12 protein-coding genes are annotated in these 14,318 nt (G+C 45.9%); all 12 read left to right on the forward strand.

Features of this window, described 5'->3' with window-relative positions:
- The first annotated feature begins 126 nt into the window (after positions 1-126).
- The 12 genes from M662_RS03730 to M662_RS03785 all read left to right on the forward strand — a co-directional run bounded on the left by M662_RS03730 (position 127) and on the right by M662_RS03785 (position 14,286).
- Positions 127-1,176 (forward strand): LacI family DNA-binding transcriptional regulator, encoded by a 1,050-nt coding sequence (locus M662_RS03730; RefSeq protein WP_026578672.1) that lies wholly within the window; start codon positions 127-129, stop codon positions 1,174-1,176.
- A gap of 219 nt (positions 1,177-1,395) precedes the next feature.
- Positions 1,396-2,649 carry an ABC transporter substrate-binding protein gene (locus M662_RS03735; protein WP_026578671.1) on the forward strand — a complete coding sequence of 418 codons (1,254 nt, stop codon included), beginning with the start codon at positions 1,396-1,398 and terminating at the stop codon, positions 2,647-2,649.
- A gap of 56 nt (positions 2,650-2,705) precedes the next feature.
- Entirely contained in the window at positions 2,706-3,650 is a 945-nt protein-coding gene (locus M662_RS03740) for a carbohydrate ABC transporter permease (RefSeq protein WP_026578670.1), read from the forward strand.
- Complete coding sequence (locus M662_RS03745; RefSeq protein WP_026578669.1) at positions 3,647-4,477, forward strand: carbohydrate ABC transporter permease; 831 nt, start codon at positions 3,647-3,649, stop codon at positions 4,475-4,477. The genes M662_RS03740 and M662_RS03745 overlap by 4 nt, the downstream gene beginning before the upstream one ends.
- Before the next feature lie 26 nt (positions 4,478-4,503).
- Positions 4,504-5,823, forward strand: coding sequence for an alpha-glucosidase/alpha-galactosidase (locus M662_RS03750; protein WP_026578668.1), 1,320 nt, complete (start codon positions 4,504-4,506; stop codon positions 5,821-5,823).
- A 110-nt stretch (positions 5,824-5,933) separates the two neighbouring features.
- Entirely contained in the window at positions 5,934-6,368 is a 435-nt protein-coding gene (locus M662_RS03755; protein WP_008633841.1) for a YkvA family protein, read from the forward strand.
- Between the two features lie 68 nt (positions 6,369-6,436).
- Complete coding sequence (locus tag M662_RS03760; protein WP_035388628.1) at positions 6,437-8,629, forward strand: Z1 domain-containing protein; 2,193 nt, start codon at positions 6,437-6,439, stop codon at positions 8,627-8,629.
- Between the two features lie 163 nt (positions 8,630-8,792).
- Entirely contained in the window at positions 8,793-11,216 is a 2,424-nt protein-coding gene (locus M662_RS03765) for a bifunctional diguanylate cyclase/phosphodiesterase (RefSeq protein WP_026578666.1), read from the forward strand.
- 288 nt (positions 11,217-11,504) lie between these two features.
- Complete coding sequence (locus M662_RS03770; protein ID WP_008633834.1) at positions 11,505-12,155, forward strand: response regulator; 651 nt, start codon at positions 11,505-11,507, stop codon at positions 12,153-12,155.
- Positions 12,156-12,319: 164 nt separating this feature from the next.
- Positions 12,320-13,072: a hypothetical protein gene (locus M662_RS03775; RefSeq protein WP_026578665.1), complete on the forward strand. Its 753-nt coding sequence runs from the start codon at positions 12,320-12,322 to the stop codon at positions 13,070-13,072.
- The gene (gene sipW, locus M662_RS03780) at positions 13,069-13,635 is read left to right on the forward strand and encodes a signal peptidase I SipW (protein WP_008633823.1); all 567 of its coding nucleotides are present in this window, start codon (positions 13,069-13,071) and stop codon (positions 13,633-13,635) included. The genes M662_RS03775 and sipW overlap by 4 nt, the downstream gene beginning before the upstream one ends.
- Positions 13,636-13,689: 54 nt before the next feature.
- Positions 13,690-14,286 carry a CalY family protein gene (locus tag M662_RS03785; RefSeq protein WP_008633821.1) on the forward strand — a complete coding sequence of 199 codons (597 nt, stop codon included), beginning with the start codon at positions 13,690-13,692 and terminating at the stop codon, positions 14,284-14,286.
- Positions 14,287-14,318 lie beyond the last annotated feature (32 nt).

The raw sequence follows: 14,318 nt of genomic DNA on the forward strand, positions 1-14,318 counted from the left end.
CAAAACCAGGCAATAATCGTTTAATTTTTCTGAAAATAATATTGAAAGCGCTTAATTGTTCTGGTATTATTCATGTAACGATAATATTTACTAAAGTTTTACTAATGTTTGGAGAGGGAGTAATTCATGACTACGATCAAGGAAATAGCTTTGCGTGCCAATTACTCAAGCAGCACCGTTTCAAGAGTGTTAAATCATGATACGACGCTTTCCGTTTCACCGGAGGCGAGATCAAAAATATTGAGTATAGCGAAAGAATTAGGTTATAAGACTGTGCAGGAACGAAAAGGTACGAATACTTCGAAGACAATTCCCGGGAAAGTAGGTGTTCTCATCTGCCATTCCCTTGAAGAGGAATTGAATGACGCGTACTTTATCCATATAAGACAGGGGGTGGAAAGTGAGTGTGAAAAGAGAGGGCTGGATCTGGCAGAGGTTCTTCGATTGAGTCAACTGAAGGCTGGAAAAATAAGTGATGAAATCAAAAATTTGATCGTTGTCGGGAGAATAAGTGAAGAGCTTCTGAGGGCGCTTACGGATCATTTGGAGAATGTCGTTTATATAAACCATTCGACGAACGATGATGTGTACGATGCGGTAGTAATTGATTTTGAACATGCAACCAGACAGGCGGTTGAACACCTGCTTGAACTTGGCTATAAGGATATTGGTTTCATAGGTGGACAGGAAGTAGAGCATTTCGTGGACAGGACGGAAGATTTGGAAGAAGGAAGAAAAGCCACGTTTCGAAAGATTATGGAGGAAAAGGGGCTATTCGCTGAAGAAAAATGTTTGGTTGGGCAGTTCCGTATTTCGGAGGGGTATCGGCTGATGAAAGAGATGATTGAGAGCAGCAGAGTCCCGGAAGCAGTGTTTGCATCCAGTGATGAGATGGCGGTCGGCGCGCTGCGGGCACTTCAAGAAAACAATTATCAAGTGCCTGATGATGTAGCGATCATAGGGTTCAACGATATCGAGTTGGCTAGCTATGCGAGCACACCACTTACTACAGTTCGAGTGCATACAGAAGAAATGGGGAAGACCGGGGTGAAGCTTATGATCGACCGCTTGGAAGGCCGCAACATCCCAATGAAGGTGGTTCTTCCTACCGAATTAATTATTCGTGAAAGCTGTGGGAGCAGGAAAAGGGATTTGCAAAAAAAGGGGATATCCTAATACCTTTACAGCTTTAAGGAGGTGAGGCCTTGGGGGAAAAGAAATGATTCGTACATCCACCTGTTTTGGGAAGGACAGGCAGATGCACAGTGGTAAACAGCTGAAGACTGTCTTGCTTAGGGATCAGCTTCAGCGCTTAAAGTATATCGGATTACTTATAAGGGAATCAAATGTTTCGCTCGTATGGGTAAAGAATGACTACATTTAGGAGGAACAACGATGAACAATAGATGGTACAGCCTTATTGTCATAGCCATTATAGGTGTTTTCCTTGTCGGCTGCTCAGACAGCTCTGCCAGCGGAGATGGGGATAAAACGGTACTTACTTTTTATTCGACGGCGACTACGGAAGAAGATAAGCAGGTATTACAGGAAACAATCAAAGAATTTGAAGAAGAGTATCCGGACATCGACATTGAAGACAATTATCCGGGGAGCGGATATGAAGATATGATCCGTGTAAAAATGGCTGCAAACGATATGCCGGATCTGTTTGATACCCATGGTTGGTCACAGCAAAGGTATGGGGAATATGTGGCTGATTTAAGTGATATGGAGTGGGTGGAACGACTGGATCCTGCTCTTGATACCATTCTTAAGGATGAGGATGGAATGGTATATGCGTATCCATTAAATCAGGCGAAAGATGGAATAAATTATAACGAGAACTTACTGGAGGAGTATGGAATCGAACCTCCTGCGACATTTGATGAGTTCATGGCAGCTTTAGAAACTATTAAAAAGAAAAGCGGTGGAGAAGTGACGCCGCTCTGGATTAATGGTTCGGACAAATCTGCTTTCGGACAATATTTCGATCAATTTGCAACACCGTTACTGGTTACAGACGAAGAGAATAATTACGAAGAAGAACTATTGGATGGCACGTTTGACTGGTCCAACTATACGTATCTTCCGGAAAAATTGAAGGAAATGCAAGATGAAGAGTTATTGAATAAAGATGTATTGACAGCTCAAATACAACAGCGTACACAATTGATGGCGCAAGGAAAGATTGGCTTTGTGTTTGGCGGAGGCTCCATCGGGACAGCTGTAGAAGAGCTTAATCCTGATGTTAAGGTCGGAGTTATTCCTATGCCGATCATTCATGATGGAGATGAACCAAGCTGGATCGGCGGCGAGCGTCATACTGTCGCTGTCTCAAAAAATACGGAACACATGGAAGAAGCGGAGACATTCATTGAATACCTGGCGCGTCCGGAAGTTGCCAAGAAAGTAGCGGAAGGAACCTCTCTGCCTGCTGGATTGACCGGCATCGATGCAGACAACTATTTCAAAGCATACTATGACAAATATGAAGGTGTGATGGTCGAGCCTTATTTTGACCGTATCTATCTACCGAGCGGCATGTGGGATGTTATGGGGGCTACAGGCCAGGAGTTGTTGTCCGATTCCATGAGTCCGAAGGAAGTTTCAGAGAAAATGTCCGAAGAATATACAAGATTGAGAGAATAGAAGGAGGGTGACAACCCTCCTTGAAAATCCAGCATCTATTATAGGAGATGGATATCATGAGTGAAATGGTTCGAAAAACAGAAAGGACGCTCGTTAAGGAGCAAGATCGTTCAGAGAGAAAACGACAGAAGAAAAGCAAATCCGGGTCCCTTTGGTGGATGTACTTACCGGCCCTTCTCGTCGTATCTGTGTTTATCCTTTATCCGTTCCTGAACGGGATTCGTGTATCCTTTACAGATTGGAACGGGTTCTCACAGACGAAAAACTGGGTGGGGTTCGAGCAATATACAAGAATGTTTCAAGACCCGGATACGTGGCTCGTTGTAAAGAATACGCTGCTATATGGTATCGGAAGTACAATCTTTCAAAATGTGATCGGTCTGCTTTATGCACTTCTGCTTAATCAAAGCATCCGTTTTAAAGCGGTGACGAGAACGATTGTATATTTACCTGTCATCATCAGCCCCCTTGTCATGGGTTACATTTGGTATTTCTTCTTCGCATATCAGAATGGGGCGTTGAATGATGTATTGATGCTCTTTGGAATGGAGAGTGTCAATGCGCTCGGTAATCCTGACTTGAACCCGTGGATCATTGTCTTCGTGAATACTTATCAGTTCGTTGGAATTGCGATGATCATATACTTAGCCGGCCTTCAAGGGATCTCTAAAGATTACTACGAAGCGGCGAATATCGATGGAGCATCCGCTCTTCAGAAATTCAAGAGCATTACCCTGCCGTTGTTGATGCCCGCCATCACTATCAATATGGTTTTAAATATCATTGGCGGACTAAAGTTGTTCGATGTGATCGTGGCACTGACGAACGGTGGCCCGGGAAACGCCTCGCAATCGATGTCGACATTCATGTACTCGCTTTACTTCAACAGACAGGATGCCGGTTATGCAGCGACCCAGGGTGTGCTGATGGCATTTATTATCCTGATATTGAGTCTGCTCGCTCTTGTCTACTTCAAGCGTAAGGAGGTCGATGCATCGTGAATGATTCCGGGAAGAAATCTAAGAAACTATGGACGATCGTGGCCATCGTCATCTCGATCGTTCACCTTATTCCTTTCTACATTCTCATAACGACAGCTTTTAAAGCGAATAACGATTTCAGTTCGCGTTGGGTTTTACCGGAATCGTGGAGTTTCCAGAACTTTACCCAAGCATGGGAAACAGCGAGTCTTGGTACAGCCTTCTTTAATACGATGGTGATTACTGCATGTGCAGCCGTCCTGTTGATTATCTTTGGCTCGCTTGCAGCGTATCCTTTGGCGCGTTTGAATACGAGATTGAATAAGTTCGTTTATTTTCTTTTTATCGCTATCATGATTATTCCACCATTGACTGCACTTGTTCCGTTGTACCAGCTGGTCGTGGATATCGGGTTGATGAACACGAGGACGGTTGCCATTCTGAATAACTTGGCTGCGTTTCTTCCTTTGACGATTTTCTTATATGCGGGCTTCATCCGGTCGACTGTACCGAAGGAGCTGGAAGAGGCAGCAAAAATGGATGGGGCCAACACGTTGATGATTTTCTTCCGTGTTGTATTTCCACTTCTCAAGCCGATTACCGCGACGGTATTAATCATCTCCTGTGTATTTATCTGGAATGATTATCAATTTGCAATCTTCTTCCTTCAGGATAAAGAAGTACAGACACTGACGGTAGCCTTGGCCGGCTTCTTCGGGCAGAATCAAAACAACTTGAATCTGGTCGCCTCTGCTGCTCTTATGTCCATGCTTCCAATGACGATTCTATTTCTATTTCTACAGAAGTATTTTGTTGCTGGTCTATCTTCAGGATCTATTAAAGGCTAATCTATTAAGAGTTAGGAGAATATATCATGTCCAAAATTACATTCTTAGGTGCAGGAAGCACGATTTTCGCTAAAAACGTACTTGGTGACTGTATGCTCACTCCGAGTATTCAAGGATTTGAATTTGCCCTGTTCGATATCGACCAGCAGCGGTTGAGTGAGTCGGATCGAATGTTGAAAAACTTGAAAGAGAGTACGGGGAGTACCGTGACCGTGAAAGCTTATACGGATCGTAAAGAAGCTCTTCGTGGCGCCAAATATGTCATCAATGCGATTCAAGTTGGAGGGTATAAGCCAAGTACCGTAATCGACTTCGACATTCCGAAGAAATACGGCCTGCGTCAAACGATTGCAGACACGGTGGGGATTGGCGGGATATTCCGTGCTTTGCGCACGATTCCGGTAATGATGGATTTTGCTCAGGATATTGAGGAAGTTTGTCCAGACGCTCTCTTCCTTAATTATACGAACCCGATGGCCGCGCTTACAGGGGCAATGCTCCACCACACTTCCGTCCAAACGGTCGGCCTCTGCCACAGCGTTCAAGCAGCAGTACCCGAATTGTTTCGATCGTTAAATATGGATGATACGGACATCCAGTGGAAAATTGCCGGCATCAATCATATGGCATGGCTTCTTGAAGTGAAGAAGGACGGCAAAGATCTTTATCCGGAAATCAAAAGGCGTGCACAGGAAAAGCAGAAAGAGAAACATGATGATATGGTGCGTTTTGAATTGATGAACCGCTTCGGATACTATGTGACGGAATCGTCGGAACATAATGCGGAGTATCATCCGTACTTTATCAAAGGTCGTTATCCGGAATTGATTGAGCGGTTCCATATACCTCTCGATGAATATCCTCGCCGCTGTGTGAAGCAGATCAGCGATTGGGAGAAGATGAGGGAGGAAGTCGTGCATAATTCGAATTTGACCCATGAGCGGACACATGAATATGCTTCCTATATCATCGATGCGATGGAAACAGATCGTCCGTTCCGCCTTCATGGTAATGTATTAAATACAGGAGGACTTATTTCAAATCTTCCGAACAAGGCGGTCGTAGAGGTCCCCTGTCTTGTCGATAGAAATGGTGTCACTCCATGCCGTATCGGTGACTTGCCGGAGCAGTTGGCAGCCTTGAACCGCACGAATATAAATACCCAGCTGTTGACGATCGAAGCAGCTATCACCGGCAAGCGTGATCATATCTATCACGCCGCGATGCTCGATCCTCATACGGCTGCAGAGCTGTCGCTCGATGATATCGTCTCTCTTTGCGATGAGCTCATAGATGCGCACGGGGCTTGGATTCCAAAATTTGAAAAAAGTAATGTTCTTGTATAATTAAAGGAAGAACCGCAGGGGAAAATTCCTCTGCGGTTTTATCTATTAATGAATGGAAAGGTTTAAGAAGGATGGGTTTCGTCAAAAGTACACCAAGAGGAGGAAAACCTATGAAATCCACGAAAAGTTACAAAGAAAGGCTTAAGCAGTTAAATCCGAAGCAGGCAATAGAGAAAGGGCGCGCTCATTTCTCAGAAAAAGAGTATGGGGAGAAACTGCGCCGGTACAGTGGACGCCTCGGCGCGAAGGTCGTCTACTACAGCCTGCTCCTCTATTATGCCTTCCGAAAACCGGAAACGCCCAAGAAAGCGAAGCTCACGATTATGGGTGCCCTCGGTTATTTGATTCTTCCGGTAGACCTCATTCCGGACTTCATACCCGGTGTAGGTTTAGCGGATGACAGTGCCGTGATTGCCTATGCCATCTCCCAGATTATTTCCCATATTGATGAAGAGGTCGAGAGGAAAGCAGAACAGCGGGTCAGCAGGCTTTTCGGAAGGGACTTGGATGAAGAGGAGCGGACGCTTCCTCGGGCTGAGCGGTAGACTTTGTGCTTTAGCGATGCAGGAAAGTACGATATAATAGGCGTGTTTTGAGAAAAAGGAGAATGAACATGCCTTTGCAGACGAAGCCCTTGATAACCGATGGGGATTTTTTTCAACATTTAAATATAAAAAATAAATATAAACAGCCGTTCCGAGAATGTATGGTTCGTACAGCTGCGAAGCTGCTGGACACAACGACGAGTGAAAGCCGTCCGGGTATGCTTCTCGGTAAGGTACAGTCCGGGAAGACGAGGACGTTCCTTGGGGTGATGGGACTGATGTATGATAACGGATTCGATGTCGTCATCCTGTTGACGAAAGGAACGAATGCGCTCGTCAGACAGACATGCAGCCGGTTAGAGGAGGAGTTCGAAGCTCCGCTGAAGGCGGACGCCATGCGGGTGTATGACATTATGAAAATGCCGGATCGACTTTCTAAATATGAATGGTCTCAGAAGCTGGCATTTGTCGTAAAAAAGGAAACCCGCAATCTCGATCGATTGAAGGAAACCATGATTGAGAAGTATCCGGAGCTAGCCGGAAAACGCGTACTGTTCATCGATGATGAAGCGGATTTCGCAAGTGTTGCCTATGAACATAAGCGGGATCAGAACATTACCGAGCTGCGAGTCATCGCAACAAAAATCAATGAACTGCGGCAGTTGCTTGCCCAACCGGCATTTCTTCAGGTAACGGCGACACCGTATTCTCTCTATCTGCAGCCGGAAGACTTAACGTTCCATAAAGGGAAGGTGTTCGAACCGGTCCGGCCTGCGTTCACGGAATTAGTCCCTGTTCACGACCGGTATATCGGAGGGGAAGTCTACTTCGAAATGAGTGAGCAGGAAGGTCATCTTGCTTCCTATCTTTTTCATCCGGTCGAGGAGAAAGAGCTGGAAGTAATGAAGAAAATGGACGGACGCCGTGTGAAGATGGACCGTCTGCTCACCCAGAAGTCTATTGCGAATATCCGTCATGCCGTCATGAACTTCCTTGTAGGCGCAAGCATTCGCCGCTGGCAGCAGCGGGCGATGGGGCAGAAGCGGAAGAAGTATGCCTTTATCATCCACACGGAACGAGGGAAAAGCGCCCACAGCTGGCAGGCGGAATTGATGGAAGGGTTCCGGACGCTTCTGACCGCGGAAGCGGAAAAGCAGTCCGAATTGTTCCGGGAATTGATCCGCACCTCTTTTGTGGGAATCATTCGTTCCGTAAGTAAGTTGAAGAAGCATCCGGTCCCTGAGTTTCCTGATATTTATGAAGAGGTACGCCATTCCCTGCTTGAGGAGCATCTGGTCAGCAGTGTCGTCAACTCGGAAAGGGATATCCGTGATTTGCTTGATGATCAGGGAGAATTGCAGCTGCGCGCCCCGATGAACATTTTTATTGGTGGACAGATTCTGGACCGTGGAGTGACCGTTCATCATTTGATCGGCTTCTTCTATGGAAGGAACCCGAAATCTTTTCAACAGGATACAGTTCTCCAACATTCAAGAATGTACGGAGCCCGTCCTGTCGCAGATCTTGCTGTTACCCGTTTCTATACGACGGTAAAGATTTATGATGTGATGAAGAGGATTCATGAATTTGACGCAGAGCTGCGCCGTGTCTTTGAGAAAGGCGGACATCAGCAGGGCGTTGTCTTCATACAAAGGGATGGAAAGGAAGAGATCCTGCCTTGCAGCCCTAATAAGATCATGCTCTCCAGTCTGACAATGATCAAACCGCATAAAAGGATCCTTCCGATAGGCTTCCAGACGGGATACAAAACGAATATTCAAAAGCATATTCATACTTTGGACAAGCTGATAGATAAGGCGAAGGTGTCTGCTGTCCGGGAAGAAAACGGAGCCTTCCTCATCCGTAAATCCGAAGCTAAAGAGATGCTTCGGATTGTGTATGAAACGCTGGAAATGGAAGAAGGGTACACGTTCCACCTGGATGAGTATGAAGCGTTGATTGATTACCTTTGTGCAGAATCCGATAACGGTGACTATGTATGGTTGTTATCCCGCACTCATCGACAGGTGAAGCGGTTCAAGAAGGATGGGAAGTTCGAAAACTCTCCGGATACTCCAGGTAAAGGCAGCGGAGAGCTTGCATTGGCAAGAAAAGTGGCGGAAAGCTCCCCCGCACTCCTGATGTTGAGACAGGAAGGAAAGAAAGAGAACGGGTGGCGGGGAAGTCCGTTCTGGTGGCCTGTCCTCATTGCCCAGGCCCGAATCGCCCCAACGGTCTATGCGGATAAAATCATAAAATAACAGCGTATGAAAAACTCCGAACGGTCACTCCGTTCGGGGTTTGTTTTTTTCTCATAAGGTGGGAAGAGAAGAAGGAGGAACTTTGGCCGATTTCTCGGATGCTGATGTATAATAGGAATATATACCTGGTATGCAGGATCGGGAAGCAAAGGGGAGAAAGTTCATGCATGAAGAAATACTGGGACAGTATAATTGGTGGCTGGTGGTCTTATCCATCGCCGTCTCCATTCTGTCTTCATATACAGCACTGCTCCTCGTAAGGAGGATGATGCAGACGGAAGGAGCTGTCCGCTGGAAGTGGCTGCTTATCGGAAGTTTGACCTTCGGAGTGGGTATTTGGTCGATGCATTTCGTCGCCATGCTCGCGTACAAAATGGATATGGTCGTTACCTATAAAGCATGGGGAGTAACGCTTAGTGTTATAGCAGCAATATTCTCCAGTTTTCTCGCCTTCTATCTTATCAGCAGGAAAGAGAGAAGATGGTTTCATCATATCTTGGGGAGTGTCCTGATCGGACTGAGTATCGTCTCCATGCATTATATAGGGATGGACGCGATGGAAATGGGGATGCGTATTGAGTATGACCCCCTTTGGGTCGCCCTATCCATTGGTATCGCATTGGCTGCCTCTTTTGCTGCACTCCAATTATTTACGATCTCTGCGAACGTAAAGAGAGAAGAAGCCGACTATACCAATTTAAAATGGTGGGGAAGTTCTTTAGGCATGGGAGCAGCCATTTCCGGCATGCATTATACAGGAATGTATTCGGCCTCTTTCCATCCAATGGAGGAAGAAAAAATTTCCTCCGCAGTACCGGTGATCGATCCGACTCTTCTCGGTTTGTGTATCGCTTTTGGTGTCATGGCGACCATCGGTTTTCTCATTAAGTTGATTGCATTTGATACGAAGATGGAGTCCACGACCGACCGTCTTCATTTGGCGAATCAGATGTACAAGTCCATCGTGGAGTCAGCGAACGATGCGGTGATCACTTCGGATGCGTCGGGTCGTGTCCTCTCTTGGAACAGGGCTGCGGAACGGATTTTCGGTCACAGAAAAGAAGATATGTACGGAAAAAGTCTTCGGAAGCTCACTCCGGGTCCCTACGAAGAAGGTGACCTTTCTAAAATGGTTCAAGTAATCGGAAGGACAGTAGAGCTGGAGGGGCTGCATAAAGCCGGCCATACGTTTCCTGTCGAATTGTCACTGGCTAAGATCGATGACCATGGAAAGGTCTTTTACATAGGCATCATTCGCGATATAACCGAAAGAAAGGAAGCTCATGCAAGGATACAAGAGCTCGTTTTCAAGGATGATTTGACTCAGCTGCCAAACCGTCGTGCGTTGTATGAATATTTGTTTGAATCCATGCAGAAGGAAAAGAGCGATGCTTCGTCGGCTGTCATGTTCCTTGACTTGGATCGCTTCAAACATGTGAACGATGTGTATGGTCATAGGATCGGTGATTTACTTCTGAGCGAAACGGCCGAAAGGATGAGAGGCTGTCTCGACGAGGAGGATTTACTTGTCAGGCAGAGTGGAGATGAATTCGTCGTTGTTCTACCGGAGCCTTCTGAGGGAGAAGCCCGCAGGAAGGCTGAAAGCATCATGAAAGCAATGGCTTTGCCATTTCTTATTGATGACCGGGAAATCTACATGTCTGTATCTATTGGAATCTCGCTCTTTCCGAAAGATGGACATGATTCGGAGCTTATATTGAAGCATGCCGATACTGCGATGTATCAGGCGAAGCAAAGCGGTGGAAATCAATATGTCTTCTTCACGAATCAAATCAGTGCCATGATTTCAAGGAAAGTACAGCTGGAAGCAGGTCTTAGAAAAGCAGTGGAGAGAGGCGAAATAGAGGTTCATTATCAGCCTCAGATTAAAGTCAGTACGGGGGATGTGATTGGATTTGAAGCATTAGTAAGATGGCGTCACCCGCATCTGGGTATGATATCCCCGGCTGAATTCATCCCTATTGCAGAAGAAACGAAGCTCATCATTCCTTTGGGGGAACTGGTATTGCGGGAGGCCTGTGTTCAATTTCAGAAATGGGTGGACGCAGGGTATAAAGTAGAACGGATTGCAGTCAATCTTTCTTCGGTTCAGTTTCGCCAGCCCTCCTTCTTAAAGGTTGTAGAAAGAGTGATGGAAGAAACGGGAATGGCTCCCCGACACTTGGAGTTTGAGTTAACGGAATCTATTGTACAGGATTCTGAAACCGCGATTCCCGTCATGCATGAACTTAAACGACGGGGGTTCACTCTTTCTTTGGATGATTTCGGTACCGGATATTCTTCTCTCAGCTATCTTAAAGACTTCCCGCTCGACACCCTGAAAATCGACAAATCGTTTATACAGACGATAAATGAAAACTATAAGGAACGTGCGGTCGTTGATGCTATTATCAGTATCGCTGCCAAGCTTGATCTCTCTGTCATTGCAGAGGGGGTAGAAACACTCGAGCAGCTCGAATATTTACAAGGAGTCGGATGTGAAGAGTACCAGGGATATTATTTCAGCCCTCCGCTTTCCAGTGAAAAAGTGTGGACTCTACTGAAAAAGTGTGCGCTTAGTCAATAATAGGAACTCCTGTATAAGCTGGAGTTCCTAGATGAACGCGATTGAGAACGAAATATTACACAGGCAGTAGAAAAAATGTATACCTGATGGTAAAATATGTATCATACATAGAGGTTAGGGTAGGTGCATGATACGTCTAAACCCTCCTAAAACGTTGTGCAGGTGCTCTTCTGTCTTAGGGTAACTTGCTCTGTTTTAAGAGGGAAGTGGATGAATGATTGTTCGTTATGTCGAATGATGGAAAGAGAAGGATCTGATTTTGTCTAACTATGGGAGGTTTTACGAAAGATGATTCGAGTAATGATTGTAGACGATCATGCTGTGCTGCGTGATGGAATCGCCCTTGTCTTCCAGTTGGAGAAGGATATGGAAGTCGTTGCTCAGGCAGGTACTGCGGAGGAAGTAAGAAGGAAGGTGCCGATTGTCCAACCGGATATTCTATTGATGGACATCCATCTTCAGGAGGAGTCGGGGATTGAGCTTACCAGGTTTATAAGGGATGAATACCCTGATATGAAAGTGTTGATGCTAACGATTGAGGATGAAGAAATGTATTTGAAGCAAGCACTGCAAGCGGGGGCCTCCGGTTATTTATTGAAGGAAACATCAAGTGAAGAGCTGATCCACGGAGTCCGAAACGTGTACAAAGGCTACTGCGTGATCCCTCCTTCCATGACGGCCCATTTGTTAACAGATAAAACGGGCGGCCGTCATACAAAGAAGCCCTCTACGCTTACACAGCGGGAACAGGAAGTACTTCAGGAACTTGTCAAAGGCTTTACGAACAAAGAAATAGCACACTCCTTGTTTATCAGCGATAAAACAGTGAAAATTCATATCAGTAATATCTATCGGAAGCTTCAGGTGAAAAGTCGTTCTCAGGCGATCCTCTATGCAGTCAGAAATCAGTTGCTGCTGCCGATAGAATCTTTTGAGTGACCCTCCATTTTTGGAGGGTTTTTTCTTTTTTGGAGCAGGCTACTACTTTTGGTATAGATCCGTCTTACAACCTATGTCGTATGCAAATATACCGGATGGAGAATGGTAACGTCGAGGAATGTAGAGGATGATAGATATAAGACATTAGAGTTTGGGAGGTTCTTATGAAACGGAAACAAAGAAGCAAGATCGTTCCTCTGATCCTCCCTGTTTTATACATACCCATGTTCTTCTCCTTGTCAGCTCATTTGGTATCCGGTACAGAAGCTTCGTTCCATGATTATGAGAAGCGATCTATAACGATCGAAACGGCTTCGGTTTTTCCGGAAGCTGCTCAGGAGACGGTGGAGGACATCAGGGAAGCATACGAGCAAGCTGCGTCTCTATACGATGATATACAGGCCGCAGACCATTCTTTGGCAGAATTGAAGGAAAGTGTGCAGGAGTTTGAACGGGCAGCCGATGTTTACGAGAGTTTGTATGAGAAGGCTCTCCATGCTTGGGCAGGGCAGGATGATATCGACTATGTGTCGGAAGCATTTATGGACTTAGACACCCTCCATATGGAGTACGCCAAAATGGACAGCCGTTCCTTACAAGCGCTGGTAGAGGAGAAAGGAAAGGCGGAGGAAGAAGAGAAGCGACAGAAGGAAGTAGAGAAAAAGAAAGCAGAACAGGAAAAGGCAAAAGAACAACAGGAAGTTCAGGGCCGGAAAGAAACGGAAGTGGAAAAAGAAAAGGAAAAATCACCATCACAGCCTTCGGTTGAGACAGAGCAAACGGAAGCAGAGGAGAATGCAGAGGCGGAGCCATCCCATACAGAAAACATGGAGACAGAAGAAACAGACAGCCCTGCAGATACGGAAATGACGGAAGGTGAATTACAGGAAGAGAAGGAAAAGGAGGATGCTTCATGAAAACGGCATTACGCATGATTTATAAGACGTTATCCGTGACTGCTGTTGGTTTGATTGTTGCTTTGGCAATCGTCGTCATTGCGGTCAAGGCGAGCGGCGGCGAGCCTACACTATTCGGCTATCAAATGAAGACGGTGCTGTCAGGATCGATGGAACCTACGTTTCAGACCGGGTCTGTGATCGCGATTGAAATGACGGAAGATCCGTCTGTTTATAAGGAAGGGGACGTCCTTACTTTCATTGATAAAAAGGAGCAGGTCGTCACACACCGGGTGATAGACGTACAGGAGGCCGGCGGGGATGTTTTGTACACGACGCAGGGAGACAATAACGACGGCGCGGATCTCGATCCAGTCCTTTCCGGGAATGTCCTTGGCTCCTATACCGGTTTCACAATTCCTTACCTCGGCTTCGTCCTTAATTATGCCGGGTCCAAAATGGGATCGGCTTTGCTGCTATTCGTCCCAGGTATCCTATTGTTCTTATACGGCGGTTTGACTTTTAGAAAAGCCGTAGTTGATTTCAAGAAACAGCATGAACAGACAGAACCTGCACAAAGGTGATCCATTTCTTATGTTTTTCTACATAAGAGTCTAATCATATAAGGAGGAGATGTCATGAGTTTTTTCAAGAAGGTTAGTGCTGGTGTGGTGACTGCATCTTTAGGTCTATCTTTGATGGGAGGAGGGACATATGCGTATTTCAGTGATACGGAAGAGACGAGTAACACATTCGGGTTAGGGACACTGGATGTTTCCGTGGATCCGGAGGTTATCGTTGATATCGATAATTTGAAGCCCGGCGATACGGTGCTTCGTGAATTTAAACTGGGTAACGAAGGAACGCTTGATATCAAGTCTATCAATCTACTGACAGACTACAGTGTGACGGATGCTGCCGGTGATAATGCCGGAGAAGATATGGGAGATCATATCCGGGTGAACTTCCTCTGGAACTGGGACAAGGAGAGCGAGCCTGTATTTCAGACGACTTTAAGCGAGCTCCAAGCGATGGATCCAGATACAGTAGCTAAAGACGTATTTGATCCTCTATGGAAGCAGCGCGGGGGACTTGATGTCGGTGCAGAAGACACACTTTGGGTGCAATTTGAATTCGTCGATAATGGAGAGGACCAGAATGTGTTCCAGGGTGACAGCATGAATCTCACATGGAAATTCCAGGCGAATCAGGAAGACGGCGTCGATCACGAATAAATGAATACCAGCCATTCTTTTAAAAAAATCGA

This window comes from Bacillus sp. SB49, assembly GCF_000469135.2.
Classification (GTDB): Bacteria; Bacillota; Bacilli; order Bacillales; family Halobacillaceae; genus Halobacillus.

Bases quoted from the DNA above. Each gene is read 5' to 3' on its own strand.
- M662_RS03730 (WP_026578672.1), top strand. From the start codon at position 127: ATGACTACGATCAAGGAAATAGCTTTGCGTGCCAATTACTCAAGCAGC.
- M662_RS03735 (WP_026578671.1), top strand. From the start codon at position 1,396: ATGAACAATAGATGGTACAGCCTTATTGTCATAGCCATTATAGGTGTT.
- M662_RS03740 (WP_026578670.1), top strand. From the start codon at position 2,706: ATGAGTGAAATGGTTCGAAAAACAGAAAGGACGCTCGTTAAGGAGCAA.
- M662_RS03750 (WP_026578668.1), top strand. From the start codon at position 4,504: ATGTCCAAAATTACATTCTTAGGTGCAGGAAGCACGATTTTCGCTAAA.
- M662_RS03755 (WP_008633841.1), top strand. From the start codon at position 5,934: ATGAAATCCACGAAAAGTTACAAAGAAAGGCTTAAGCAGTTAAATCCG.
- M662_RS03760 (WP_035388628.1), top strand. From the start codon at position 6,437: ATGCCTTTGCAGACGAAGCCCTTGATAACCGATGGGGATTTTTTTCAA.
- M662_RS03765 (WP_026578666.1), top strand. From the start codon at position 8,793: ATGCATGAAGAAATACTGGGACAGTATAATTGGTGGCTGGTGGTCTTA.
- M662_RS03770 (WP_008633834.1), top strand. From the start codon at position 11,505: ATGATTCGAGTAATGATTGTAGACGATCATGCTGTGCTGCGTGATGGA.
- M662_RS03775 (WP_026578665.1), top strand. From the start codon at position 12,320: ATGAAACGGAAACAAAGAAGCAAGATCGTTCCTCTGATCCTCCCTGTT.
- sipW (WP_008633823.1), top strand. From the start codon at position 13,069: ATGAAAACGGCATTACGCATGATTTATAAGACGTTATCCGTGACTGCT.
- M662_RS03785 (WP_008633821.1), top strand. From the start codon at position 13,690: ATGAGTTTTTTCAAGAAGGTTAGTGCTGGTGTGGTGACTGCATCTTTA.